21 protein-coding genes are annotated in these 25346 nt (G+C 69.3%); 2 read left to right on the plus strand and 19 right to left on the minus strand.

From position 1 onward, the window contains the following. Window positions 1–18 precede the first annotated feature (18 nt). The 4 genes from LOS78_RS06405 to nadA all read right to left on the minus strand — a co-directional run bounded on the left by LOS78_RS06405 (window position 19) and on the right by nadA (window position 6129). Entirely contained in the window at window positions 19–2415 is a 2397-nt protein-coding gene (locus LOS78_RS06405) for a glycogen/starch/alpha-glucan phosphorylase (RefSeq protein WP_230376260.1), read from the minus strand. 246 nt (window positions 2416–2661) lie between these two features. Next, entirely contained in the window at window positions 2662–3513 is an 852-nt protein-coding gene (gene nadC / locus LOS78_RS06410) for a carboxylating nicotinate-nucleotide diphosphorylase (protein ID WP_230376262.1), read from the minus strand. After that, window positions 3510–5075, minus strand: coding sequence for an L-aspartate oxidase (locus LOS78_RS06415; RefSeq protein WP_230376263.1), 1566 nt, complete (start codon window positions 5073–5075; stop codon window positions 3510–3512). The genes nadC and LOS78_RS06415 overlap by 4 nt, the downstream gene beginning before the upstream one ends. Window position 5076: 1 nt before the next feature. Then, entirely contained in the window at window positions 5077–6129 is a 1053-nt protein-coding gene (nadA, locus tag LOS78_RS06420) for a quinolinate synthase NadA (RefSeq protein ID WP_230376265.1), read from the minus strand. A 271-nt stretch (window positions 6130–6400) separates the two neighbouring features. Here nadA and LOS78_RS06425 point away from each other — a divergent pair, with 271 nt between their 5' ends. Further along, on the plus strand, window positions 6401–7165 hold the full coding sequence (locus LOS78_RS06425) for an IclR family transcriptional regulator (protein ID WP_028713847.1): 765 nt from the start codon (window positions 6401–6403) through the stop codon (window positions 7163–7165). Between the two features lie 5 nt (window positions 7166–7170). On the opposite strand, the gene LOS78_RS06430 is transcribed toward LOS78_RS06425, so the two are convergent. The 14 genes from LOS78_RS06430 to LOS78_RS06495 all read right to left on the minus strand — a co-directional run bounded on the left by LOS78_RS06430 (window position 7171) and on the right by LOS78_RS06495 (window position 21521). Beyond that, on the minus strand, window positions 7171–7806 hold the full coding sequence (locus LOS78_RS06430; RefSeq protein WP_230376274.1) for an aminotransferase class IV family protein: 636 nt from the start codon (window positions 7804–7806) through the stop codon (window positions 7171–7173). Further along, entirely contained in the window at window positions 7758–8891 is a 1134-nt protein-coding gene (locus LOS78_RS06435) for an aminodeoxychorismate synthase component I (protein WP_230376275.1), read from the minus strand. Before LOS78_RS06435 ends, LOS78_RS06430 begins: the two co-directional genes overlap by 49 nt. A 104-nt stretch (window positions 8892–8995) precedes the next feature. Beyond that, window positions 8996–10168 (minus strand): Gfo/Idh/MocA family protein, encoded by a 1173-nt coding sequence (locus LOS78_RS06440; protein WP_230376280.1) that lies wholly within the window; start codon window positions 10166–10168, stop codon window positions 8996–8998. Window positions 10169–10234: 66 nt separating this feature from the next. Next, window positions 10235–11284, minus strand: coding sequence for a Gfo/Idh/MocA family protein (locus LOS78_RS06445; RefSeq protein WP_230376281.1), 1050 nt, complete (start codon window positions 11282–11284; stop codon window positions 10235–10237). Further along, complete coding sequence (locus tag LOS78_RS06450) at window positions 11284–12069, minus strand: ThuA domain-containing protein (RefSeq protein WP_230376282.1); 786 nt, start codon at window positions 12067–12069, stop codon at window positions 11284–11286. Before LOS78_RS06450 ends, LOS78_RS06445 begins: the two co-directional genes overlap by 1 nt. A 42-nt stretch (window positions 12070–12111) precedes the next feature. Continuing rightward, the gene (locus LOS78_RS06455) at window positions 12112–13113 is read right to left on the minus strand and encodes an ABC transporter ATP-binding protein (RefSeq protein WP_028713853.1); all 1002 of its coding nucleotides are present in this window, start codon (window positions 13111–13113) and stop codon (window positions 12112–12114) included. Between the two features lie 3 nt (window positions 13114–13116). Next, window positions 13117–13950, minus strand: coding sequence for a carbohydrate ABC transporter permease (locus tag LOS78_RS06460; RefSeq protein ID WP_230376283.1), 834 nt, complete (start codon window positions 13948–13950; stop codon window positions 13117–13119). Next, window positions 13947–14909 carry a carbohydrate ABC transporter permease gene (locus LOS78_RS06465; RefSeq protein ID WP_230376284.1) on the minus strand — a complete coding sequence of 321 codons (963 nt, stop codon included), beginning with the start codon at window positions 14907–14909 and terminating at the stop codon, window positions 13947–13949. Before LOS78_RS06465 ends, LOS78_RS06460 begins: the two co-directional genes overlap by 4 nt. A gap of 71 nt (window positions 14910–14980) precedes the next feature. Then, window positions 14981–16258: an ABC transporter substrate-binding protein gene (locus LOS78_RS06470; protein WP_230376285.1), complete on the minus strand. Its 1278-nt coding sequence runs from the start codon at window positions 16256–16258 to the stop codon at window positions 14981–14983. Window positions 16259–16708: 450 nt separating this feature from the next. Beyond that, the gene (locus LOS78_RS06475; RefSeq protein ID WP_230376286.1) at window positions 16709–17335 is read right to left on the minus strand and encodes an SCO family protein; all 627 of its coding nucleotides are present in this window, start codon (window positions 17333–17335) and stop codon (window positions 16709–16711) included. Continuing rightward, window positions 17322–18299, minus strand: a complete 978-nt coding sequence (locus LOS78_RS06480; protein WP_230376287.1) for a DUF1775 domain-containing protein — start codon at window positions 18297–18299, stop codon at window positions 17322–17324. The genes LOS78_RS06475 and LOS78_RS06480 overlap by 14 nt, the downstream gene beginning before the upstream one ends. A 66-nt stretch (window positions 18300–18365) precedes the next feature. Beyond that, window positions 18366–18776 (minus strand): DUF2946 family protein, encoded by a 411-nt coding sequence (locus LOS78_RS06485; RefSeq protein WP_230376288.1) that lies wholly within the window; start codon window positions 18774–18776, stop codon window positions 18366–18368. 53 nt (window positions 18777–18829) lie between these two features. Further along, window positions 18830–20398 carry an iron ABC transporter permease gene (locus LOS78_RS06490; RefSeq protein ID WP_230376289.1) on the minus strand — a complete coding sequence of 523 codons (1569 nt, stop codon included), beginning with the start codon at window positions 20396–20398 and terminating at the stop codon, window positions 18830–18832. Window positions 20399–20507: 109 nt separating this feature from the next. After that, complete coding sequence (locus LOS78_RS06495) at window positions 20508–21521, minus strand: extracellular solute-binding protein (RefSeq protein ID WP_230376290.1); 1014 nt, start codon at window positions 21519–21521, stop codon at window positions 20508–20510. Window positions 21522–21619: 98 nt separating this feature from the next. On the opposite strand from LOS78_RS06495, the gene LOS78_RS06500 reads away from it, so the two are divergent. Then, the gene (locus LOS78_RS06500; RefSeq protein WP_230376291.1) at window positions 21620–22735 is read left to right on the plus strand and encodes an ABC transporter ATP-binding protein; all 1116 of its coding nucleotides are present in this window, start codon (window positions 21620–21622) and stop codon (window positions 22733–22735) included. A gap of 4 nt (window positions 22736–22739) precedes the next feature. Here the strand turns inward: LOS78_RS06500 and LOS78_RS06505 are convergent, their stop codons facing one another. Beyond that, window positions 22740–25343, minus strand: a complete 2604-nt coding sequence (locus LOS78_RS06505) for a nitrate reductase (RefSeq protein WP_230376292.1) — start codon at window positions 25341–25343, stop codon at window positions 22740–22742. Between the last annotated feature and the right edge of the window lie 3 nt (window positions 25344–25346).

A 25346-nucleotide genomic window follows, 5' to 3' on the forward strand; every position in this document is an offset into this window, starting at 1 on the left:
GGTTCCCCCCTTGCAGCGTCACTCCTGCCCGAGCAGGCTTTGCGCGTTCCAGATGTCCTGCATGTAGCCGCGGATGGTGCGATCCGACGAGAACCAGCCAGAGCGCGCCACGTTCAGCGCCGCCATGCGCGTCCATTCCGTGCGGTTGGCATAGGCGAAATCCACCTCGCGCTGCGCCCGCCAGTAATCGGCGAAATCCGAGGCGACGAGGAAATAATCCGCCCGCGTCAGGTTCTCGACGATATTCGCATAGCGGTCGGGCTCGCCCGCGCTGAAGGCGCCGCAGCGGATCGCCTCGACGGCGCGGGTCAGGCGCGGGTCGCCGGCGACCGCCTTCGCGGCATGATCGGGGACGGCGCGGCGGGCCTCGGCCTCTTCGGCGGTCAGGCCGAACAGGAAGAAGTTCTCGGCCCCCACGCGCTCGCGGATCTCGACATTGGCGCCGTCCAGCGTGCCGATGGTCGGCGCGCCGTTCAGGGCGAATTTCATGTTGCCGGTGCCCGACGCCTCCTTGCCGGCGGTGGAAATCTGTTCGGAGAGGTCGGCGGCCGGGATCAGCCGCTCGGCCAGGGAGACGTTGTAATTCGGCAGGTAGATCACCTGCAGCTTCCCGTTCGTGGCCGGATCGGCATTGATGACGGCGGCCACGTCGTTGATCAGCCGGATGATGTCCTTGGCGAAGAAATAGCCGGGCGCCGCCTTGCCGCCGAAGATCTTGACCCGCGCCGTCCAGTCGGCCGAGGGGTTCTCGCGCATCTCCTGCCACAGCGCGATGGCTTCCAGGATGTTCAGATGCTGGCGCTTGTATTCGTGGATGCGCTTGATCTGCACGTCGAACAGCGCCTGCGGATTCAGCGTCACGCCATGTTCGCGGGTGATCCAGTCGCACAGGTCGGCCTTGTTGGCGGCCTTCACGGCGGCGAATTCCTCCAGCCAGCCGGGATCGGCGGCATGGGGTTCCAGCGCCTGCAACTGCTCCAGATCGCCCACCCAGCCGTCGCCGATGGTCTGGGTGATCAGCCGCGACAGGCGCGGATTGCAGCCCAGCAGCCAGCGCCTTGGGGTGACGCCGTTGGTCTGGTTCACGATGCGGTCGGGCCAGATGCGGTGCTGGTCGGCAAAGACCGTGGTCTTCATCAGCCCGGTATGCAGGGCCGAGACGCCGTTGACGCGGTTCGACAGGATGAAGGACAGCTCGCCCATCCGCACCTTGCCATCGCCGCGCGCCGTGTTGCGGCGGTCGGGATGTTCGCGTGCATCCTCGGCGTCGATGCGGTCGATGATCTGCAGGTGGCGCGGCAGCAGGTCCGAAAACAGCCCCTCGCCCCAGCTTTCCAGCGCCTCGGGCAGCAGCGTGTGGTTGGTGTAGTTCACGCAGCCGCGGGTGATCGCCAGCGCCTCGTCGAAGGGCAGGCCGCGTTCGTCATGCAGGATGCGGAGCAGTTCCGGCGCGGCGACGGCCGGGTGGGTGTCGTTCATCTGGATCGCCACCTTCTGCGGCAGCAGGCGCAGGTCGGCGTGATCGGCCTCGAAGCGGCGCAGGATGTCACGGATCGAGGCGGCCGAGAAGAAATATTCCTGCGTCAGCCGCAGCCGCTTGCCTGCTTCGGTCGAATCCTCGGGATAGAGCACGCGCGAGATGGTGCGCGCCAGCGCCTCGGCCTCGGCGGCCGCGCTGAAGTCGCCGGCATTGAAGCGGTCCAGGTCGAAGGGATCGACCGCCCGCCCGGCCCAGAGCCGCAGCGTATTGGCCCAGGCCCCGCGCCAGCCGATGACCGGCGTGTCATAGGCCTCGGCCTGCACGAAATTTTCGGGTTCCCAGACCGCGCGGCCGTCGCGGGTCGCGACCCGGCCGCCGAAGCCCAGGGTGAAGCGCGCCTCGGGACGCTCGAACTGCCAGACGAAGGGTTGGTCCAGCCAGTCCTCGGGCGCTTCCACCTGCCGCCCCTCGGCGAAGCTCTGGCGGAACAGCCCGTGTTCGTAGCGGATGCCGTAGCCATAGGCCGGGCAGCCCAGCGTGGCGAGCGACTCCATGAAGCAGGCTGCCAGCCGCCCCAGCCCGCCATTGCCGAGCGCCGCGTCAGGCTCGTCCAGCAGCAGGTCGGAATAGGCGAGGCCGAAGCTTTCGATCGCCGCCTGCGCCTCGTCGGCCAGTTGCAGGTTGACGATATTGTCCTGAAGCAGCCGGCCGATCAGGAATTCCATCGACAGGTAATAGACCCGCTTGGCATCGGCGCGATAGGTGGCGCGGGTCGATGCCATCCAGCGGTCCACGATACGGTCGCGCACCGCATGGCTCAGCGCCAGCCGCCAGTCGAAAAGCTGCGCGTGATCCGGGTCCTTGCCCAGCGTATAGGTCAGGTGCCACAGGATCGCGTCGCGGAAATCGCTCTTGGGCATCTCGTCCTTGGCCATGCTTTCCCCTGTCCAGTCATCGCGCCCGCAAGGAAATCCGGGGCTTTCCCTCGACTCTGCTTAAAGCACGACAGACTGCAAGCCGTGCAAGGGAAAATGTTAGCGTTAACCGATTTTCGGCGGAACATGGCAGAAACGCCCCGGCCGGGCGGGGCGCTGAAAGTCCCGGCCGCGACCGGTCATTTTCGAGATATCGGCTTCACGCCGCTGAACAGGTTCGGAATTTGCGGCCTGCCGGAATTTTGGTCAGAAATCCAGCCCCAGATCCAGCGTGCGGGCGGAGTGGGTCAGCGCCCCGACCGAGATATAGTCCACCCCCGTCGCCGCCACCTCGGCCACGCGGCCGAGTCGCATGTTGCCCGAGGCTTCCAGCACCACGCGGCCCGCAGCCATCGCCACCGCCTCGCGCAGGTCTGCCGTCTCCATGTTGTCCAGCAGGACGACATCGGCGCCGCCCTCCTCCAGCACCTCGGCGAGCTGGTCGAGCCGGTCCACCTCGATCTCGACCCGCATCATATGCGAGGCGCGGGCCTTCACGGCTTGCAGAACCGGCCGGATGCCGCCCGCCGCGGCGATGTGATTGTCCTTGATCAGGATCGCGTCCGACAGGCTGAAGCGGTGGTTGAAGCCGCCGCCATGCAGCACCGCCTGCTTCTCGACCAGCCGCAGGCCGGGGGTGGTCTTGCGGGTGCAGGTGATGCGCGCCTTCGTCCCCGCCGTCTCAGCCACGAATGCCGCCGTCTGGGTGGCGATGCCGGACAGCCGGCCGGCGAAGTTCAGCGCCACCCGTTCGGCCGAAAGGATCGAGGCCGCCTCGCCCTCGATCTCGGCCAGCGTGTCGCCGGGCTGGAAACGGCTGCCGTCGGGACGATGCGGCCGCCAGTCCAGGCCCGGGTCGATCAGGCGAAAGGCGATGCCGGCCAGTTGCATCCCCGAGGCCACGCCCGCCTCGCGCGCCACGATCCGCGCCCGGTAGCGGGTGCCGGCAGGGATCACCGTGCGGGTGGTGATGTCGCCATAGGTGCCCAGATCCTCGGTCAGCGCGGCGCGCAGCAGCGGCTCCAGCACCAGGTCGGGCAGCGGGGGCATCTCGGTCATGTCGTCTCCGGTTCAAGCGAGGCGCGCAGGGCCAGCGCCTGCGCCAGCGTCAGGCGCGAGCGGCGGCCTTCGGGCAAGGTCTGCGGGAAATCGGTGCGGCAATGCGCGCCGCGGCTTTCCTGCCGCATCAGCGCCGCGGCGGCGATCAGCGTGGCGGCGGCGGTCATGTTCAGCAGCGCCGGGCAATCGGGCTGCGCCGCCTCGATGGCGGCGATCTCGCGCAGGCAGCAGGTCAGGCCCCCGGCATCGCGCAAGACCCCCGCGCCCTCGGTCATGGCGCGGCGCAGGCGGGCGACCAGCGCCGGGTCGGGCACCGGGCCGGGCGGCAGGTCGGGCAGCGACACCGGGTCCCCGCCCTGCGCCGGGCCCAGCCGCGCCTCGATGGACAGCGCGCAGCGGCGGGCATAGACCAGCGCCTCCAGAAGCCCGTTCGAGGCCAGCCGGTTGGCGCCGTGCAGCCCGGTCGAACTCGCCTCGCCACAGACCCAGAGCCGGTCGAGGCTGGCGCGGCCATCGCTGTCCACCGCCACGCCGCCCATGTGGTAATGCGCGGCCGCCGCCACCGGGATCGGCTCGCGCGTCGGGTCGATCCCCGCCCGCGCGCAGGCCCCCGCCACGGCCGGAAACTCGGTCAGGATGCGGTCGCCCAGGCAGGCGCGGGTGTCCAGCATCGGCCGCAGCCCGGCCTGGCTTTGCGCATAGATCGCACGCGCCACCACGTCGCGCGGCGCCAGTTCGGCATCGGGATGCACCGCCGGCATGAAGCGTTCGCCCAGCCGGTTGACCAGATGCGCGCCCTCGCCCCGCAACGCCTCGGTGGCCAGCGGCGCCGGATCCTCGCCACAATCGATGGCGGTGGGATGGAACTGCACGAATTCCGCATCGGCGATCTCGGCCCCGGCCCGCGCCGCCATGCCGATCACCTGGCCGCGGATGCGCGGCGGGTTTGTGGTCAGCGCATAAAGCCCGCCCGAGCCGCCGCCCGCCAGCAGCACCGCCGGCGCCCGGATCAAGACCGGCGCCGAGCCCTGCGGGCCGGAAAGCGCCACCTCGACCCCCGCGACCCTGCCGTCCTCGACCCGCAGCTCGGTGGCCATGACGCCCTCCAGCACCTGCACCGAGGGGGCTTCGCGCAGGCAGGCGACCAGCGCCCGCATGATCTCGGCCCCGGCCTGGTCGCCGCGCACCCGCACGACGCGGGCGAAGCTGTGCGCCGCCTCGCGCGACAGCACATAGCCGCCATCCGGCCTGCGGTCGAAGGGGGTGCCGAGCCGGGTCAGGTCGAGGATATGCGCCCGCGCCTCCTCCGTGACCAGCGCCGCGACGGCGGGATCGACGGTGCCGGCGCCGGCGCGGAGCGTGTCGCGGGCATGGGCCTCAGCGCTGTCGGTGGGGTCCATGGCCGCCGCCACCCCGCCCTGCGCCCAGGCCGAGCTAGCGCCTTGGCCCAGCACCTCGGGCGAGATCATCAGCACCGGGCGCGGCGCCAGTTTCAGCGCCGCGTAAAGCGCGCCCAGGCCGGCGCCCACGATGACGACGCGGCCGGTCGAAACCTCGCGCACCTCAGGCTGCCAGACGCTGCGACAGGTCGATCATCCGCTGCACGGCCAGCCGGGCGCGATCCGCGACCTGGGGATCGACCTCGACCACGCCGGTCATGGTGTGCAGCGACCAGAGCACCTTTTCCAGGGTGATCTTCTGCATGTAGGGGCACATGTTGCAGGGCCCGAGGAATTCGACCTCGGGATTGGCGTCCGAGATGTTCGAGGCCATCGAGCATTCCGTGACCAGCATCACCTGCTTCGGCCGCTCGGCCTCGACCCAGTCCTGGATATTGGCGGTCGAGCCGGCATAATCGGCTTCGGCCACCACCTCGGGCGGGCATTCGGGATGGGCGATGATCTTCAGCCCCGGATTCCAGTCGCGGAAGTCGCGCAGGTCCTGCGCCGTGAACTGCTCATGCACGATGCAGGCCCCGTCCCACCAGACGATGCGCTTCTGCGGCACCTTGTTGGCGACGTTCTGCGCCAGCCACTTGTCGGGCGTCATGATGATCGTCTCGGCATCCAGCGCCGCGACGATCTGCGCCGCATTGGCCGAGGTGCAGCAGATGTCGGACGCCGCCTTCACCTCGGCGGTGGTGTTGACATAGCTGACCACCGGCGCGCCCGGGTAACGCGCGCGCATCTGGGCGATGCCCTCGGCGGTGATGCTTTCGGCCAGCGAGCAACCGGCCTCCATGTCGGGCATCAGCACGGTCTTTTGCGGGTTCAGGATCTTCGAGGTCTCGGCCATGAAATGCACGCCGCATTGCACGATCACCTGCGCCTCGACCTTGGTCGCCGCGATGGCCAGCGCCAGGCTGTCGCCCACCACGTCCGAGATGCCGTGATAGATCTGCGGCGTCATGTAATTATGCGCCAGCACCACGGCATTGCGTTCCTTTTTCAGCTTGTTGATCGCCGCGACATAGGGCGCATGGATTGCCCAGTCCGGCCAGGGCATGACGCGGCCCATCCGCGCATGGACATCGGCCATGCGCTCGGCAAGCTCGAGCGAGGGCTCGAGATCGTAATGCGAGCCGAGCTCGCTGCGGATGGTCGTCAGATCGAGCATTGGTCCCCCCACTCTGCCCGCGTCGCTGTCACCCCCGGGATATAATGCGACCGGCCCCGGATACCAGAGCCGTCAGAGCCCGTGAGTCGGGTTTCCTAACGGAAGGATGACGTTGGGGCAACGCAAATGCTACAGCGCAGCGAAGGCGTGGGCGGTCCCCGGCCCTTCGCGCCGGGCGATCGGCGCCAAACGGCGCGGTCCGGCCCGGGCCGTCTGGACCTCCCGCCGTCCTGCGGTAAAAAGAACGGCGAAGTGATCGGGTTCCCAGGCCATGCAAGAGTTTCAAGACAGTTCCCAGGTTCCCCCCAGCCTGCGCAACCTCCAGATCCTGGAAGTGCTGGCCCGCGAAGCCCGGCCGCTGACCGCGACCGAGATCAATGCCAGCCTGGGCCTGCCCAAGCCGACCATCCACCGCCTCGTCGCCACGCTCGAACACGAGGGCTATCTGTCGCGCCAGCTCGACGGGCGCAGCTATCTGCCCGGCGACAAGCTGCGGCAGATGATGCTGGGGGTGATGCATGCCGCCCAGTTCGACCTGCCGCGGCATGACGTGCTGGTGCGGCTGTTCGCCTCGGTGGGCGAAACCTGCTCGATCTCGATCCCGGAAGGGGATTCGCTGGTCTATGTGGACCGGGTCGAGACCAGCTGGCCGCTGCGACTGGTGATCCGCCTGGGCACCCGCGTGCCGCTGCATGCCACCGCCGCCGGCAAGGTCTGCCTGGCCCATATGAATCCGCAAAGTCTCGAGCATTTCCTGCGCCATGCCCGGCTGCAGGCGCATACCCCGAACACCTTCGCCACCGCCGAAAGCCTGCGCGAGGAACTGGCCCGCATCCGCGCGCAGGGCCATGCCACCGACGAGCAGGAGTTCATTCCCGGCATGATCGGCGTCTCGGTGCCGGCGCTCGATGCGCGGGGGCGGGTGCTGGCGGCGCTGACCTTCCACGCGCCGGTCGAGCGCATGCCGATGGCGGTCGCCCTGACCCATCTGCCGGCGCTGAAGCGCGCGGCAAGCGAGCTGGCCGCGCTGGCCTGAGCGGCTCAGCCCGCCCAGACGGCCGGGATCAGCCCGCGCAGCGCATTGCCGACCCACAGCCGGACGCGCGGCAGATCCCCGGCCGGCAGCACTTCCTCGCGGCAGGCGCCCTCGGCCAGCATCCCGGCGCGCAGCACGCCCGGCAAAAGGCCGCAGGACAGCGGCGGGGTGCAAAGCCCCTGCCCGCGGTCGAAGAAGACGGTGGTGATGGTGCCGTCGCAGACCTCGCCGCGCTCGTTCAGGAAGATCGCCTCCTCGATCCCCTCGGGCAGCGCGGCGCGGGCGGCGTCGTAATGCGCCCGGCGCGTGGTCTTGAGCCGCAGCCAGGGATCGCCCGAGCGAAGCCGGGTGCCGGCCAGCGCCAGCCGCCATTCCGGCCGCGACTGCGGCAGGGGCGCGCGCGCCACCTCGATCCGCCCCAGGCGGTCCAGCGTCAGCCGCAGCCGCGCCGGATGGCCCTCGGGCGCGACCAGCGCGGCGTGGGCGGCCTGCGCGTCGCAGGGCCAGCCAAGCGCCCGCGCGCCAGCCGCCAGCCGCGCCAGATGCCCCTCGATCCGCGGGCAGCCGGCGCCGTCCCACAGCACCGTCTCGATCAGCCGCAGTTCGGGGTCGTCAGATCCTGCGCGTAGCGGGCTTTCCATAGCGCCTCCTCCCATTCGCCTTCCGCGGTCGAATCCTGCACCACGCCGCCGCCGACATTCAGCGTGACCTCGCCATCCGGCCAGACCGACAGCGTGCGGATCGCCACCGAGAAGCAGGCCGCCCCGTCCGGGGCCATCCAGCCGATCGCGCCGCAATAGACCCCGCGCGGAAACGGCTCGACCTCGCGGATGATCTGCATGGCGCGGATCTTGGGCGCGCCGGTGATCGAGCCGCAGGGAAACAGCGCCCGCAGCATCGCGCCCAGCTCGGCCGGGCGCTCCAGCCGGCCCACCACGCGCGAGCTCATCTGGTGCACGGTGGCGAAGCTGTCCACGGCGAAAAGCTCGGGCACCCGCACCGAGCCCAGGCGCGAGATGCGGGCGATGTCGTTGCGCAGCAGGTCCACGATCATCAGGTTCTCGGCCCGGTTCTTTTCCGATGCCGCCAGCGCCGCCGCCAAGGCCGCGTCGCGCGCCGGATCGGGGTCGCGCGGCGCGGTGCCCTTCATCGGCCGCGCCTCGATCCGGCCCTGCGCATCGAGGCGGAAGAACAGCTCGGGCGAGCGCGAGACCACCACCGGCCCCTGTCCCAGATCGGCATAGGCGCCGAATCCGACCGGCTGGCGCGCGGCCAGCGCGGCGTAAAGCTGCAGCGCCGAGCCGGAGATCAGGCGCGAGCCGATGGGAAAGGTCAGGTTGATCTGGTAGCAGTCGCCGGCCGCGATATAGTCGCGGGTGCGGGCAAAGGCGGCCGCGTAATCCTGTTGCGAGATCATGGGCTTCAACGGCGCCAGCCGGGCCGCGTCCCCCGCCGGCAGCGGCGGCGCAGGTTCGGGCGCGTCATGGACGGCGAAAGCCATGAGCGGCGTGCGCCGGTCCGCCGGCATCTCGCGCGCCAGCACCGGCTCCAGCGCATAGCCCAGCTCATAGGACAGGTAGCCCGCGATCCAGGCCCCCTGCCGGCGCCGGGCCTCGAGATGGCCGAGCGCGGAGGCCACATCCTCGGGGCGGGTCACCACCAGCAATTCCCGCGGGTCCCGGAACAGGACCGGCCCGCCGTCAGGACCGAATTCGCAAAGGATCACGCGCGCCTCCATTCTCGGGGCGCGAGGTAGCATAGGCGGGACGGCGGGAACAATGGCCGCGATGGGAGCGGCGCGACAATGCGGCGGAAGGCGGAGGTTCCGGGCTAGAGCGCCAGCGCCACCCAGGCGCCGTTGCGCTTGCCGGAGCGCAGGCAGGCATCGACGAAGGCCACGCCCTCCAACCCCTCGCGGATGCCGGGAAACGTCACCGCCGGGTCGGGCGCCCTGCCCTCGCGACGGGCGAGGATGGCACGCGCCGCCTCGGCATAGATATTCGCGAAACCTTCCAGATAGCCCTCGGGATGGCCGGCGGGAATGCGGGTCAGGCGCGCAGCCTCAAGCCCCGTTCCGGCGCCGCCGCGCGACAGCCGATAGCGCGGCCGGCCCAGCGGCGTGACCCACAGGGCATTCGGCTCCTCCTGCGCCCATTCGATACCGGCGCGGCTGCCATAGACCCGCAGCCGCAGCGCGTTCTCGCAGCCCGAGGCGACCTGCGAACACCACAGCATCCCGCGCGCCCCACCGCGATAGCGCAAGAGCACATGGCCGTTGTCGTCGACCGCCCGGCCCGGCACGAAGCTGTGCAGATCGGCGGCCAGCGCCTCCAGTTCCAGCCCGGTCACAAAGCCGGCCAGGTTGAAGGCATGGGTGCCGATGTCGCCGATGGCCCCGCCCGCGCCGGATCGCGCCGGATCGGTGCGCCAGCCGGCCTGCTTGTTGCCCGCCTGCTCGATGGGCTCGGCCAGCCAGTCCTGCGCGTATTCGACCTGCACCAGCCGGATCTCGCCCAGCTCGCCCGCCAAGGTCATGGCGCGGGCCTGCCGCACCATCGGATAGCCGGTATAGTTGTGCGTCAGCACGAACAGCGCATCCGAGCCTTCGGCCGCCTTGGCCAGCTTGCGCGCCTCGGGCAGGGTCGCGGTCAGGGGCTTGTCGCAGATGACATGGATGCCGCGCTTCAGGAAGGCGCGGGCGACGGGGGCGTGCAGGTGGTTCGGGGTGACGATGGCCACCGCCTCGACCCCGTCCTTGCGCCGCGCCTCGCGCATCGCCATCTGCGCGAAATCGCCATAGGCGCGGCCCACGCCCAGTTCCGCCGCCGAGGCCGCGCTTTTTTCCGGCGTCGAGGAAAAGCAGCCCGCCACCAGCTCATACCGGTCGTCGATGCGGGCGGCGATGCGGTGCACCGCGCCGATGAAGGCGCCCTGCCCGCCGCCGACCATCCCAAGGCGGATGCGGGGCGCGCGGCGGACCTGCGCGGGAACGGTCTGGGTCATGCCATGCTCCTTGCAAGGTGTCCGGCGGCGGCAGGGAGGAGAGGGCCGCCGCCGGATCGGTTGCGCCTAGACAGCGAGGCTGAGCCCGGCCTCGACCGAGGATTCCTCGGCCCGGTCCAACAGGCGTTGCAGCGCCGCGCCGCGGGCGAAATCGGGATCGGCCGCGCCCTCGCCCCGGATCGCGGCGATGAAGCGCTGGTAGATCGTCGGCACCGGCGGGCAGTCGACCTCGTGCCAGGCGGCGGTTTCCAAGTCCGGCGACAGGCAGGCGCGCAGCCGGCTGACGCGGTTCTCGAAGCAGACCTCCAGCCCGCCCCGGTCGCCGTAGATCCGCAGCCGCAGGTCGTTCAGGTGCCCGGTGGCGAAGCGCGTCGCCGCCACCGTCCCCAGCGCACCGTTTTCCAGCACGATCTGCATGGTGGCGCTGTCATTGGCGTCCAGCACATAGTCCCCGATCCGCCCCTCCGGCGCCTTGTCGAAGGTCTTGAGCAGGCAGGAAACCTGCGCCGCGTCCTGCCCGGCGATGAAGGTGGCGAAATCGAGGATATGGATGCCCACATCGCCCAGCACGCCCTTGGAGCCATGCGCGGTCGAAACCCGCCACAGCCATTTCGGGTCGGTCCGCCAGTCGCCCCAGCTGGGCTGCGTCAGCCAGCTTTGCAGGTAGCTCGCCTCGAAATGCCGCACCGCGCCGATCTCGCCCGCGCGGACCATGGCCGCGGCCTTTTGCAGCGCCGGCACGTCGCGATAGCTGAGATTGACCATGCTCACCACCCCGGCCCGCACCGCCGCATCGGCCATCGCTTCGGCATCCGCGGCATTGGTGGCCAGCGGCTTTTCGCACAGCACATGCTTGCCCGCCGCCAGAAGCGGCATGGTGGTCGGATAATGCGCAGCATCCGGCGTCACGTTGGTCGCGGCGTCGAACGCGCCCCAGGCCAGCGCCTCGTCCAGGCTGGCAAAGCCGCGCGGAATGCCATGCTCGGCGTTGAAGGCGGCCAGCGGCTCGGGCCGCGGGTCCACGCCGCCCACCAGCTCGACGCCGGGAATGCCGGCGAAGGCGCGGGCATGGTTCGCCGCCATGCCGCCGGTGCCGATGACGAGAAGCCGGACCATCAGCGATAGCCCTCCTCGCCGGCGGCATGCAGTTTGGGACCGCGTTCCTCGATCGGCTCCAGCGCCTGCTCGACCGGGACATTGGGCGCGACGGTCGGCTCGGCCAGCCGCGCGGCCGGGTTATGCGCCCATTTCACCGCGTTCAGGATCACCCGCTGCACATTGGCGTCGTGATAGGTCGGATAGGTTTCGTGGCCGGGGCGGAAATAGAACACGTTCCCGGCCCCGCGCTTGTAGGTCAGGCCCGAGCGGAACACCTCGCCGCCCGCGAACCAGCTGACGAAGACGGTCTCCAGCGGCTCGGGCACGCCGAAGGGCTCGCCATACATCTCCTCGTGCTCCAGCTCGAACTGATCGGGCAGGCCGGCGGCAATGGGATGGTTGCGCGAGGTCAGCCAAAGTCGCTCACGCTCGCCCGCCTCGCGCCAGGTCAGGTTGCAGGGCGTGCCCATCAGCCGCTTGAAGGGTTTCGAGAAATGCGCCGAATGCAAAAAGATCATGCCCATGCCGGACCAGACCGCCTCGGCCACGCGCTCGACCACCGCGTCCTGCACCTCGCCATGGGCGCAATGGCCCCACCAGATCAGCACGTCGGTTTCGGCCAGCTTCTCGGCCGTCAGCCCATGCTCGGGGTCTTGCAGGGTCACGCTGCCGGCCGCGATGCCGGCGTCGCGGTTCAGCGCCCCGGCGATGGTGTTGTGCATGCCGTCCGGGTAGATCCCCGCGACGGTCTTGTTCTTCTGCTCGTGGACGTTCTCGCCCCAGACAGTGACTCGGATGGTCATTCATCGCTCCTTGTTGCTCCCCTGCGGGAGCGGGTGGTGATTTCAGCGGATCGGCGCGTCGTTGGCGTCGAAACGGTGCAGGTGGCCCAAGCGCGGCGCCAGGCTCAGCCGCGTGCCCAGCGGCCGGGCCAGCTTGCCGGGCTGGCGCACGACCAGGGGCTCGGCCGCGCCGATCTCGACGAAAAGATAATGGTCGGCGCCCAGATCCTCGGCATGGACGACCTCGCCCGACCAGGGGCCGGCCTCGACGATGTCGATATGCTCGGGGCGGATGCCCAGGGTGGCGCAGTCATGCGCATGCGCGAAACCGTCGGTCAGGAAGTTCATCCTGGGACTGCCGATAAAGCCGGCGACGAAGGTGGAGTTCGGCCGCTCGTAAAGCTCGGCGGGCGTGCCGACCTGCTCCAGCCTGCCATCGCGCAGCACGGCGATGCGGTCGGCCAGCGTCATCGCCTCGACCTGGTCATGGGTGACGTAGATCATCGTCACGTCCTCCATGCCGTGATGCAGCCGGGCGATCTCCAGCCGCGTCTGCACCCGCAGCGCCGCGTCGAGGTTCGACAGCGGCTCGTCGAACAGGAACACGCGCGGGTCGCGGACGATGGCGCGGCCGATGGCGACGCGCTGGCGCTGGCCGCCGGACAGCTGCTTGGGCAGCCGGTCCAGCAGATGCTCGATCTGCAAGAGCCGCGCCGCCTCGCGCACGCGGCGGTCGATCTCGGCTTTGCCGGCCTTGGCCAGCTTCATGCCGAAGGCCATGTTGTCATAGACCTTCATATGCGGGTAAAGCGCATAGCTCTGGAACACCATGGCGATGCCGCGATCCGAGGGCACCAGGTCGTTCACCCGCTGCCCGTCGAACAGCATGTCGCCGCTGGTGATCTCCTCCAGCCCCGAAACCAGCCGCAGCAGCGTCGACTTGCCGCAGCCGGACGGGCCGACGAAGACCATGAATTCGCCCTTGCGGATCTCCAGGTCGATGCCCTTGATGACCTGCAAGCCGCCATAGGATTTGGTGACGTTCTTCAACTCGATCTTGGCCATGGTTCAACCTTTCACGCCGCCGGCGGTCAGGCCCGCCACGATCTTGCGCTGGAAAATGAGGACGAGGACGATCAGCGGCACCGTCACGATGACCGAGGCGGCCATGATCGGGCCCCAGGGAATTTCTTGCTCGGAGGCGCCCGAGAGCAGGCCGATGGCCACCGGCACGGTGCGCATGCTTTCGGTGCTGGTGAAGGTCAGCGCGAACAGGAACTCGTTCCAGGCGCCGATGAAGGCCAGAAGCCCGGTGGTCACCATCGCCGGCCACAAGAGCGGCAGAAAGACGCGGGTGATGATGATCCAGGGGCTGGCGCCGTCGACGATCGCCGCCTCCTCGATCTCGACCGGCAGGTCGCGCATGAATGTCGTCAGCACCCAGACGGTGAAGGGCAGCGTGAAGATCGTATAGGACAGGATCATCGCCCAATGGGTGTTGAAGATGCCCAGAAAGCGCACCAGCTCGAACAGCCCGGCCAGCACCGCGATCTGCGGGAACATCGACACGGCCAGGATGGTCATCAGCAGCAGCCCCCGCCCCCGGAACCGCACCCGCGCCAGGGCGTATGAAGCGGTGACGCCCAGGAACAGCGACAACCCGACCGTCAGCGTCGCGATGATCAGCGAGTTGCCGATGGAATAAAGGAAGTTCCTCGACCCCAGCACCGCCTGATAGTTGCGCAGGTCGAACCCCGAGGGCAGGTAGTTCACCCGAAACAGCGCCGTCCCCGAGGCGAAGCTGGTCACGACGGCATAGTAGAAGGGAAAGACCGAAAAGACGACGATCACCACGACCAGCGCGTAAAAGCCGATCCGTTTCAGCAGCTTGTGACGGGTCATTTCGAGCCCTCCCCGCCCAGGTCCACGCGGCCGAGCCAGATATAGGCGCTGACGAAGACGGCGATGATCGCGAAGAGCAGCGTCGATTGCGCCGCGCCATAGGCGAACTTGTCGAAGTCGATCATGTTCTCGCGGCTGATGACCGACATGGTCTTGGTGGCCGAGCTGTTCGGCGTCAGCACATAGATCAGGTCGAAGATGCGCAGCGCGTCCAGCATGCGGAAGATCACCGCCACCATCAGCGCCGGCTTGATCAGCGGCAGGGTGACGCGGAGGAACACCTTGACCGGATGGATGCCGTCGATCCGCGCCGCCTCGTAGATGTCGCGCGGCACCATCTGCAAGCCGGCCAGGATCAGCAGCGCCATGAAGGGCGTGGTCTTCCAGATATCGACGATCAGCACGGCGGTCATCGCGGTCTCGGTGCTGGCGGTCCAGGCGATCTTTTCGCCGATCAGCCCCAGCCGCAGCAGGATGTCGTTCAGGATCCCGAACTGGTCGTTCAGCATCCAGGCCCACATCTTGGCCGAGACGATGGTCGGGATCGCCCAGGGGATCAGGATGGCGGCGCGCACCAGGGCGCGGCCCTTGAACTCGGCATTCAGCACCAGCGCCACGATCAGGCCCAGAACCGTCTCGAACCCGACCGAGATCAGCGAGAAGCGGACGGTGTTCCAGACCGCGTTCCACCAGGCCGGATCGACCAGCGTGCCGCGCCAGACCACCCGCCCCGAGGACAGCGTGCGCATCGACAGGTAATTGTCGAAACCGATCCACTCGCCGCCGTAAAGGTTCGACAGCGTGGTGTTGGTGAACGAGAACCAGATGGTGCGCGCCAGCGGCCAGGCCGCGACGCAGAGCAGCGCGAAAAGCATGGGGGCCAGGAACCAGAAGGCAGCCCTTTGCCGACGCTGCCGCAGGCTGGGACCGCCGAGGCGGCCCGCGATGGGGTCAGTCATGGGGGAAACTCCTCATCGGCCGCAGGGGCCGGTCGGGGCCGGCGCGAACCCGCCAGCCCCCGCAACGCGCCTTACCAGCCCGAGCCTTGCAGATCGGTCAGATCCAGCTCCAGCAGCTCCAGGTTCTCGGCCGCCGTGCCCTTGCCCGACAGCGTGTCATGCACGGCCGACCAGAATTTCGACGAGACCTCGTTATACTTGCTCTTGACCGGCCCGGAGGGGCGCGGCACGGCATTGGCGAAGACCTCTTTCCAGCGCGGGATCAGCGGCACCGCCTCGGCGATCTCGGGGTCGTCGTAGAGCGCGACCACGGTCGGCAGGTTGCCGTCCAGCAGCGCGCGGCGCTTCTGCGCCTCGGCCGAGGCGAGATAGAGCGCCAGATCGACCGCCGCCTCCTGCTTGGTCGAGAATTTCGACACCGCGACGTTCCAACCGCCCAGCGTCGAGGCCGAGCCGGTCTCCTCCGAGCCCGCCGGCAGCGGCGCCACGTCGAACTTGCCCTTGACCGCACTGTCCGCGCCCGCGCTCAGCGCGAAGGCATAGGGCCAGTTGCGCATGAAAACGGCGTTGCCGGTCTGCCAGACGCCGCGCGCCTCTTCTTCCTTGTGCGCCAGAACGCCGCGCGGGCTGATGGTGCCGATCCAGCTGGCCGCCAGTTCCAGCGCCGCCACCGCCTGCGGGTTGTTGATCGAGACGGTGCCGTCCGCCTCGACGATCTGGCCGCCGCCAAAGGATTTCACCCATTCCAGCGCGTTGCAGGTCAGCCCCTCATAGGCGTTGCCCTGCCAGACGAAACCCCACAGGTCGCCCTGCCCCGCGGCCCGCTCGCCGTCCTGGATCAGCCTGGCGGTTTCGGTCAGCTCGGCCCAGGTCCCGGGCACCTCCTTGCCGTATTTCTCCAGCAGGTCCGCGCGGTAGTAAAGCGCCGGGGCATCGGTATAAAGCGGCAGCGCCACCAGCTTGCCGTCCGCAGTCTGGCTTTCGATGACCGAGGGGAAATGTTCGCCGACGATGTCCTTGGCCGCCTCGGACAGATCGACGAAATATTCGGAAAGCTGCGGCGCCCAGATCACGTCCGTCTGATACAGGTCAACGTCCCTGGTGCCCGCCGCCAGCCACAGCCGGTATTGCGCGAACTGGTCCGAGCTGGACTGCGGCATCGGCACCAGCGTCACGGTATGGCCGCTGCGTTCCTCCCAGGGCTTCACAAGCTCCTTGAAGTGCTGGGCCTGCTTGCCGACGCCGCCCGCGACATAGAACAGCTCGTCCGCCACGGCGGGCAGCGCGATGCCGCCCATCAGCGCGGCCAATACCACCGGACGCAGCGCGCCCCGGCTGAATTTCCCCATGAATTCCTCCCCTTTTTCAAGGTGCCTCCCCAGCACCAGCTTGCAATCCGGGGCGCCTGTGCGCCTTTCTCAAATACGATCCGAAACCTTTCGGTAACTTTTAGCGCATTGCGCTGTTTCGGTCAAGAATTCCGCCGGCACGCGAGCAGAAGCAGGCGGAGAACCGCGAAAGAGCGGCAAAAAACTATCGATTCCCGGGGAAATTTCGCTAAGACGGGGCAAGATCAGCGGGCCGGGAATGCACACTCTTATGTCATGCGCTAACATCGCCCTGATCGTTTCGGATGCCGGGTCGCTTTCGTGGCGCGAATCGGCCACAGCCTCGTCAAACCGGCCGCATCGGTGCGTTCCAAAACATTTCGGATATCAGAAGAAGCGATTTAGGGCAGGCCGCATGGAAGCGGCACCGCCCTGGGGATCGCGGTGCCGGGCGGGCCGGCGCCGCGCGCGTCAGCTTTCCAGCAGGCGCCGCAGGCTGGCCATGGCCCGCTCGCGGTCCTCCTGATAGCCGATCAGCCCGGCATAATCGCCGTCGCGGTCGAACAGCAGCAAGGTCGAGGAATGGTCCATGCTGTAATCCCCGCCCTCTTGCGGCGATTTGCGGGCATAGATGCGGAAGGCCTTGACCGCCTTGGCGACCTCTTCCGGCGCGCCCGAGACGCCGATCACGCCCGGCACCCACGAGACATATTCGCGCAACGCCTCGACCGTATCGCGCTCGGGATCGACGGTGACGAAGAACACCCGCAGATCCTTGCCGGCCTCGCCCAGCTCCTCCTGCCAGCTCGCGACGTCGCCCAGCGTGGTCGGGCAGACGTCCGGGCAATGGGTGAAGCCGAAGAACACCGCCGAGGGCTGGCCCTGCAGCGTCGCCTGGGTGAATTCCGTGCCGTCCGTGGCGGCGAGGCGGTAATCGCCCCGACCCAGCGAGGCGGTGCCGGCATCGCTTAGCGAGCCCGTGCCCGCACGGGGCGCGACGAACTGGAACCAGCCCAGTCCGGCCAGCGCCAGCACCACCAGCGCCCAGAGCGCATAGCGCAAGGGACGCAGCCCCGAGCCCCGCTTAATGTCCGCCATGTCCACCATCCTTTCCGCCGTGCTTGCCGGCATTCATCGGCCCGACCGTCATCGGCACCTCGACCTCGCCGGCCTTCTCGAAATGCAGCGTGACATTCACGGTCTCGCCCTCGACCAGCGGCTGCTTCAGCTCCATGAACATCAGGTGATAGCCGCCGGGCTTCAGTTCAACCGTCGCCCCGGCCGGGATCGGCAGGCCCTCGGCAAGCTGGCGCATCTTCATGACATCGCCCTCCATCGCCATCTCGTGGATCTCGGCCCGGCCGGCGAAATCGACGCTGGCCGAGACCAGCCGGTCGTCCGCGCCGGCATTGGCGACGGTCAGGAAGCCGCCCGCCACCGGGGCACCGGGGGGCGTGGCGCGGGTGAAGGGCCCGCTCAGCGTCAGGTCGCCCAGCGTGATCGGCCCGGCCTTCGCATGGTCGCCGTGGCCGTGGCCATGGCCATGCCCGGCCTTGCCCGCCGTGACCGTCACGCCCGGGGCGGGGTTCGGGACTTCCTTGCTGCCGGTGACGTCGATCCATTCCTCCTTGCCGTCCGCGCATTCCTGCACGGTCGAGAAATACAGCACCGTGCCCGGCGTCACATCGGCGCCGACCGTGCCGCGGATGACGAATTCGTCATACCAGTCGTCCTGCAGATCGCCGCCGGACCAGACCACCTCTCGCGTGCCCTCGGTCATCGGCGTGCCGTGATTGTCGAAGGGCCGGGCATAGGGGCCCTTGACCGTTTCCAGCGTCCAGCCGGCCTTGGGCATGGGCTTGGCATTGTAGAAGCCCTCGGGCAGCTGCACGCGCAGGGTGTTGGTCGCCTGGCCGTCGCAGCCATGGCCGATGCGGATCACCGCGCGATAGGCGGCGCCGGCGCGGGCCTCAGACTGCTCCAGCGTGGCATGGGCAAGGGCGGGCGCGGCGGCAAGGGCCAGCGCCGAGGCGCAGAATGCGCCAAAGACAGGGTTCTTCATGATCGTTCTCGTCTGAATAAGGGCGTGAACCGCCGGCCCGTGGCTGCGCGGATCGGAAAACTCGGATCAGACGCGTGCCGGCGGTCCCCGCGCCGAGGGGACCAGCATCTCGACGCGATGCGGCGGGCCGGGCCGGTCCAGCGCCCGCGCCATGCGCAGCGCCTGCAACAGCGGCGTCGGCGCCGCCTGCATGGCGCCCTCCAGAAGCGGCTGGCCATGCGGTGCCCAGTCACAGCCATGCGGATCGCCATGCGAGGCCTTGCCGGCCGGGACCAGGCTGCCATCGGCGGCCACGGCCATCTCGACCGGCCCCTCGCCCGAGCAGAGCACCACGGTGATGCTGCCCTGCGCATCGCGGGCGACCATGGTGCCGGGCAGGATCAGCGAGAACAGCAGGAAGGGCAGCACCGCCAGCCAGCGGAACAGCCGTGCGCCGCGCGTCAGCCCTGCATCACGATATGCGCCCCGAACCTGCATGCGCGCAGCCCTGTCAGAAATCCGCGCCGCGCGAAAGGGACAATCTGCCGCAGTCATCGCCGGATCGTCCGCGCCAGCACCATGACCGGCAGGATGCCGATGGCCACGATGATCAGCGCGGCGATGGCGGCGTCCTCGTAGGTGCCGCGCGCCGCCTCGCCGTAAAGATGCGTCGAGAGGGTCTCGAAGTTCAGCGGCCGCAGCAGCAGCGTGGCGGGCAGCTCCTTGACGCAATCGACAAAGATCAGCAGTCCCGAGGCCGCCAGCGCCGGTCGCGAGATCGGCACATGCACCTCGCGGAACACCTGGCCGGGGCTGCGGCCCAGCGTCCGCGCCACATGGTCGAGCGAGCGCGGCACCCGGCTCAGCCCCGCCTCGATGCCGCCGGTGGCGATGGCAAGGAAGCGCGCGACATAGGCATAGATCAGCGCCGCCCCCGAGCCGAGCAGCAAAAGCCCCGGCCCCACGCCCAGCAGCGCCTGCGAGGCGGCGGCGATCTGGCGGTCGGCCAGCGCGATCACCGGCAGAAGCCCGATGGCCAGGATGGTGCCCGGCACCGCATAGCCCAGCGTCGAAAGCCGCGCCATGGTCTGGGTCAGCCGTCCGGGCCGCATCCGCGCCGCGCCGGTTACCACCAGTCCCAAGAGCAGCGCGACCAGCGTCGCCAGCGCGGCGAAGAAGGCGGTGTTGCCGGCCTCCTCGAGGATGCGCGGCGACAGCCCGGCGAAGCGGTATCGCGCCCAGGCCGCACCGACCAGATACCAGGCCGGCGCCGCGAAGCCGAAGGCGACCGGCAGCGCGCAGACCAGCGTCGCACCCCAGGCCCGCCAGCCGCGCAGGCGCATGCGCCGCAGGGGCTGCGCGCCGGCCGCGTAACGCTGGCGCTTGCGACCGCGCCGCTCCAGCATGACCAGCGCCATGGTGATGGCCAGCATCGCCAGCGCGATCTGCGCCGCCCCCGGCAGGTCCGAGCGGTTGATCCAGGTCGAATAGACCGAGACGGTCAGCGTGCGCACGCCCAGGAACTCGGCCGCGCCGATATCGTTCATCGCCTCCATCAGCGCCAGCGCCGTGCCGATGGCGACGGCGGGCCGGGCCAGCGGAATCGCCACGCGCAGGAAGGTGGCGACCGGCCCCGCCCCCAGCGTGCGGCCCGCGTCCAGCAGGTTGCCGGCCTGCATGGCGAACAGCGCCCGCACCGGCAGGTAGACATAGGGGTAAAGCACCAGCCCCAGCAGCAGGATGCAGCCCGGCATCGAGCGGATGTCGGGCAGGCGGAACTCGCGCGGGCTGGCATAGCCCAGCCAGCCGCGGATCGCGCCCTGCACCGGGCCGACCGGATGCAGAAGGTCCAGATAGGCATAGGCGACGATATAGGTCGGCACCGCCAGCGGCAGCAGCAGCGCCCAGCCGAAGATGCGCCGCCCGGGAAAGTCGCAGGCCGCGACCAGCCAGGCCGTCACCGTGCCCAGCGTCGCGACGATGAAGCCGACGCCCAGAAGCAGGATCACCGTCTGCCGCGCCGCGACCGGCAGCACGTTGCTGACCAGATGCGCCCAGAGCCCCGGACTGCCCCGAAGCGCGAACAGCCCCAGCGCCAGCACCGGCAGCAGAACCAGCACGGCGACAGCCAGAGCTGCCGCCTGCCAGCCACCCCCCGCGCGGAGGCGGGAGCTTGGTGCCAGTTCCGGGGTCATGGGGCCTGCGCCGGCCACAGGTTCAGCGACGGGATCAGTTGTCGAAGCCCACCGCCTCGGCCAGCTCGCTCGCCGCCTTGCGCTGGCGGGCGATCTCGGTCAGGTCGGTGCCGTCGGCATTGAGATCGGCAATATCCTCGATCACCGGGCTGACCGCGACGCCGGGCTTGACCGGATATTCGAAATTCGCCTCGGCATAGATTTTCTGCGCCTCGTCCGAAACCAGGTATTCCAGCAGCTGCACCGCCTGGTCCTTGTTCGGCGCGTGCTTGGCCACCGCCGCCCCCGAGACGTTCACCTGGGTGCCGCCGCCCTCGAAGGTCGGCAGGACGACCTTGATCGCCTTGACCCATTCCTCCTGCTCGGGGCCGCCGGCGCCGCTGCGCATCAGGCCGACATAATAGGAATTAGCGATGCCGATCTCGCAGATGCCGCCCATGATGTCGCGGGCCACGTCGCGGTCGCCGCCGCCGGCAGTGCGGGCCAGGTTCGCCTTGACGCCCTCCAGCCAGGTCTTCGCGGCTTCCTCGCCGTGATGCACGATATAGGAGGCGGTCAGCGCCACGTTATAGGGATGCTGGCCCGAGCGGATGCAGACCTTGCCCTGCCATTCCGGCTTGGCGAGATCCTCATAGGTGAAGCTCGCCAGATCCAGATCCTTGTCGGCGTAAAGCACCCGCGCGCGCTGCGACAGCGCGAACCAGTTGCCGTCCTTGTCGCGCAGGTTCTCGGGGATGGCGGCCGCCAGCGCCTCGGATTCGACCGGCTGGGTCAGGCCGCGATCGACCAGATCGACCAGGTTGCCGATATCCACGGTCATCAGCACGTCGGCGGGCGAAGCCTCGCCCTCCTGCTCGACCCGCTCGGCCAGCCCGTCCTTGAGGAAGATGGTGTTCACCTTCACCCCGGTCGATTCGCTGAACGAGGCCAGCAGCGGCTCGATCAGATTCGGCTCGCGCGTGGTGTAAAGATTCAGCTCCTGGGCGCTTGCGGCAACCGCCTGCGCAGCCAGCACGGCACCGATCAGTCCAGATAGTCCAACACGCATCAGCCTGTCCTCCTTGCGATTTCTCGACATGTTTACTAAACTAATTAGCAAAGTAAACAAAGATCATCCGGTTACGGTCGCCAGACGAAGGGATGCCGATGAACCAATTCGCCAGCCCTCCCCCCTGGGCCAGCCAGATGGACGCGCGGGACGACGCGCCTGATGCCGCGCCATTCCGGCCCATGCTGGAGGTCGAGGCGCTGTGCCGCCGCTTCGGCCCGGTCTCGGCGGTCGAGGATGTCGGCTTCCGCGTGGCACGGGGCGAGGTGACCTGCCTGCTCGGCCCTTCGGGCTGCGGCAAGTCCACCACGCTGCGGATGATCGCCGGCATCGAGCGGCCCGATTCCGGCGCCGTCCGCATCGGCGGCCAGGCCATGTCCGATGCCAGCGCCTTCCTGCCGCCCGAGCGGCGCCCGGTGGGGCTGGTGTTCCAGGATTTCGCGCTGTTCCCGCATCTGGACGTGGCGGCCAATGTCGGTTTCGGCCTGCAGGGCCCGGCCCGGCAGAACCGCACCCGAATCGGGGAACTGCTGGAGCGGGTCGGCCTATCCGGCCATGCCGCGAAATACCCGCACGAGCTTTCGGGCGGCGAGCAGCAGCGCGTCGCGCTGATCCGGGCCCTGGCGCCCCGCCCCTGCCTGATGCTGATGGACGAGCCTTTCTCGAGCCTCGACCACCGGCTGCGCGACGGGGTGCGCGACGCGGCGCTGGACCTGCTGCGCGAGACCGAGACCACGGTGCTGATGGTCACCCACGACCCCGAGGAGGCGATGCTGATGGGCCATCGCATCGCGGTCATGCGCCGGGGCCGGCTGATCCAGGAAGGCCGCCCGGACGAGCTTTACGACCGCCCGGCGGATCGCGGCGTGGCGGCATTTTTCTCGGACCTGAACATCGTCTCGGGTCGGGTGGCGGGCGGCCGGGTGCAGACCGTGCTGGGCAGCTTTCCCGCCCCCGGCCTTGCCGAAGGCAGCCGGGCCGAGGTCGTCATCCGCCCGCAGCACCTGGTCCCGGCCGAGACCGGCGGCACCCCGGCGCGGGTCGAGCGCGCCCGCTATCTGGGCCGCGAAAGCCTGATCGAGACCCGGCTGGAGCCCGGCGGGGCGGCGATGAAATCCCGCATCCCCGGGCTGGTCCTGCCCGCGCCCGGCAGCATGATCCGGCTGGCCGCCCTGCCCGGCAGCGCCATGGTCTTTGCCGGCGACGGCGCCTAGGGCCTTACTCGGCCGCTGCGCGGCAGGCGGTGCCTGCGTCCAGCAGCGCCCGGATCTCGGGCCGGCACGAGCCGCAATTGGTGCCCGCCCGCAGCGCCTGCCCCACCGCCTCGACCGAGGTCAGGCGCTGGCTGGCGATGGCCTGCACGATGCTGTTCATGCCGATGCCGAAACAGGCGCAGACCAGCGCGCCCTCGTCCGGTCGGTCGGCGCCGGGACGCCCGGCCAGCGCCCCCGCGCCCTCCTCGCCCAGCAGCGCCGCGACATGGCTGCGCGACAGGCCCACCGGCCCGGGCGCCACGAACAGCGCCGCCTGCAGCCGGCCCTTGCGCAGGAAGGCCAGCCGAACCTGTCCGCGGGCGCGGTCGTGCAGGACCAGCGGCTCGCCCGAAAGGCCGAACAGCGCGCGGGCATGGGCAGTCCAGTCCTGCGGCACCTCCAGCCCGGCCAGCTCGGCCTGCTCGCCGCGCGGCAGCGTGGCCCGCGCCCAATAGGCGCAATCCGGCCGGATCGGGCCGGCCGAAACGGCAAAGCCGAACCAGCGCGCGGCAAAGGGCCGGATCGCCACCGGTGCCGATTTCAGCGCCGGCTGGCCCGAGACCGGATCGGTCAGCCCCGGCACCAGCGCATCAACCCGGCCCGAAGGCGCGGTCTCTCCCGTCCAGTGCATCGGGGCAAAGGGATGGCCCGGCGCCACCCGGTCGGTCACCAGCACCCGCAGCACGGCCCGGCCCTGCGGGCTTTCGACCTCGGCCAGGCTCGCGGGTGCCAGACCCAGCCGGGCCGCGTCGCTTGGGTGCAGTTCCAGGAAGGGCTCGGCGAGGTGGCGGGACAGGCGCGGCGACAGGCCGGTGCGGGTCATGCTGTGCCAATGGTCGCGCACCCGGCCGGTGTTCAGCCGGAACGGATGATCCCCGCCGACCGGCTGCGGCGTGCGCGGCGTGACCGCGACCATCCGCCCCCGGCCCGAGGGCGTATGAAACCGCCCGTCGCCAAAGAACCGCCCGCCCTGCCTGCCCGCCGATTGCGGCCACAGGAAGGGTTGCAGCGCGTCATATTCCGCCGGGGTGATGGCGGCATGGGCCGAGATGTCGACATCGCTGCCCAGGCCGCCTGCGACGCCGGACAGCGCCGCGTGTTCGGCAAAGACCTCGGCCGGGCTGGTCCAGCCGAAAGCCTCGGCCCAGCCCATGCGGCGCCCGACCTCGGCCAGGATGCGCCAATCGTCGCGCGCCTGCCCGGCCGGGGCCAGCGTCCGGCGCTGGCGGCTGATGCGGCGTTCGGAGTTCGTCACCGTGCCGTCCTTTTCGCCCCAGCCGGTCGCCGGCAGGGCCACATGCGCCAGCCGCACGGTGTCGGTCCGCGCCATGATGTCCGAGACCACGGTGAAATTGCAGCCGGCGATGGCGCGGGCGACGCGATCGGCCTCGGGCATGGTTGCGGCGGGGTTGGTGCAGATGATCCACAGCGCCTTGATCCGGCCGTCCTCGACGGCGCGGAACATGTCCACGGCCTTGAGGCCGGGCCGCCCGGCCATGCGCGGCGCGTTCCAGAAGGCGCGCACGGCCTCGCGATGCGCGGGGTTCTCGATCTCCAGATGGCAGGCCAGCATGTTGGCCAGCCCGCCGACCTCGCGCCCGCCCATGGCATTGGGCTGGCCGGTGACGCTGAACGGCCCCATGCCGGGCCGGCCGATGCGGCCGCTGGCGAGATGGCAGTTCAGGATCGCATTCACCTTGTCGGTGCCGCTGTCGGACTGGTTCACGCCCTGCGACCAGACCGTCACCACCTTGTCGCTGTGCAACCACAGGTCGAAGAACTGCCGCAGCTGGCTATGCGCCAACCCGGTTGCCGCGGGCGATGTCGCGCGCGCAGCGGCCAGCGCATCCTCGACACCGTCGAGGTTATCCATGCAGTGATATGATTTCTTGCCAATTTCTGCCAGCAGCAGGTTGAACAGCGCCGCATCCGAACCCGGCGCCAGCGGCAGATGCAGGTCGGCAATGTCGCAAGTCGCGGTGCGGCGCGGATCGACCACCACGACCCGCGTGCCCCGCGCCTCGCGCGCCGCGGCCAGCCGCTGGTAAAGCACCGGATGGCACCAGGCCAGATTCGAGCCGACCAGCACCACCGTATCGGCCAGTTCCAGATCCTCGTAGAGCCCCGGCACCGTGTCGGTGCCGAAGGCCCGCCGGTGCCCCGCGACGGCCGAGGCCATGCAAAGCCGCGAATTGGTGTCGATATTGGCCGAGCCGATGAAGCCCTTCATCAGCTTGTTGGCGACATAGTAATCCTCGGTCAGCAGCTGCCCCGAGACGTAGAAGCCGACCGAATCCGGCCCGTGCTCGGCGATGGTTTCTGAAAACCGGCGGGCGACCAGATCCAGCGCCTCGTCCCAGCCGGCCTCGCGGCCATGGATGCGCGGGGAAAGCAGCCGACCGGCATGGCCGACCGTCTCGCCAAGCGCCGAGCCCTTGACGCAAAGCCGGCCCCGGTTCGCCGGATGATCGGGGTCGCCCGCGATGCCCAGCCCGCCCTTGCCGTCGGGCGTCGCCAGCACGCCGCAGCCCACGCCGCAATAGGGACAGGTGGTGCGGATGGTCTGCATGGG

Origin of the sequence: Paracoccus sp. MA (assembly GCF_020990385.1) — a bacterium.
Lineage (GTDB): Bacteria > Pseudomonadota > Alphaproteobacteria > Rhodobacterales > Rhodobacteraceae > Paracoccus.

Coding starts and splice junctions, on each gene's coding strand:
- LOS78_RS06460 (WP_230376283.1), bottom strand. CDS start 13,950: ATGACCCGTCACAAGCTGCTGAAACGGATCGGCTTTTACGCGCTGGTC.
- LOS78_RS06440 (WP_230376280.1), bottom strand. CDS start 10,168: ATGACCCAGACCGTTCCCGCGCAGGTCCGCCGCGCGCCCCGCATCCGC.
- LOS78_RS06505 (WP_230376292.1), bottom strand. CDS start 25,343: ATGCAGACCATCCGCACCACCTGTCCCTATTGCGGCGTGGGCTGCGGC.
- LOS78_RS06430 (WP_230376274.1), bottom strand. CDS start 7,806: ATGGAAAGCCCGCTACGCGCAGGATCTGACGACCCCGAACTGCGGCTG.
- LOS78_RS06475 (WP_230376286.1), bottom strand. CDS start 17,335: ATGGCGGACATTAAGCGGGGCTCGGGGCTGCGTCCCTTGCGCTATGCG.
- LOS78_RS06485 (WP_230376288.1), bottom strand. CDS start 18,776: ATGCAGGTTCGGGGCGCATATCGTGATGCAGGGCTGACGCGCGGCGCA.
- LOS78_RS06480 (WP_230376287.1), bottom strand. CDS start 18,299: ATGAAGAACCCTGTCTTTGGCGCATTCTGCGCCTCGGCGCTGGCCCTT.
- LOS78_RS06455 (WP_028713853.1), bottom strand. CDS start 13,113: ATGGCCAAGATCGAGTTGAAGAACGTCACCAAATCCTATGGCGGCTTG.
- LOS78_RS06470 (WP_230376285.1), bottom strand. CDS start 16,258: ATGGGGAAATTCAGCCGGGGCGCGCTGCGTCCGGTGGTATTGGCCGCG.
- LOS78_RS06450 (WP_230376282.1), bottom strand. CDS start 12,069: ATGACCATCCGAGTCACTGTCTGGGGCGAGAACGTCCACGAGCAGAAG.
- nadC (WP_230376262.1), bottom strand. CDS start 3,513: ATGACCGAGATGCCCCCGCTGCCCGACCTGGTGCTGGAGCCGCTGCTG.
- nadA (WP_230376265.1), bottom strand. CDS start 6,129: ATGCTCGATCTGACGACCATCCGCAGCGAGCTCGGCTCGCATTACGAT.
- LOS78_RS06500 (WP_230376291.1), top strand. CDS start 21,620: ATGAACCAATTCGCCAGCCCTCCCCCCTGGGCCAGCCAGATGGACGCG.
- LOS78_RS06495 (WP_230376290.1), bottom strand. CDS start 21,521: ATGCGTGTTGGACTATCTGGACTGATCGGTGCCGTGCTGGCTGCGCAG.
- LOS78_RS06405 (WP_230376260.1), bottom strand. CDS start 2,415: ATGGCCAAGGACGAGATGCCCAAGAGCGATTTCCGCGACGCGATCCTG.
- LOS78_RS06425 (WP_028713847.1), top strand. CDS start 6,401: ATGCAAGAGTTTCAAGACAGTTCCCAGGTTCCCCCCAGCCTGCGCAAC.
- LOS78_RS06445 (WP_230376281.1), bottom strand. CDS start 11,284: ATGGTCCGGCTTCTCGTCATCGGCACCGGCGGCATGGCGGCGAACCAT.
- LOS78_RS06465 (WP_230376284.1), bottom strand. CDS start 14,909: ATGACTGACCCCATCGCGGGCCGCCTCGGCGGTCCCAGCCTGCGGCAG.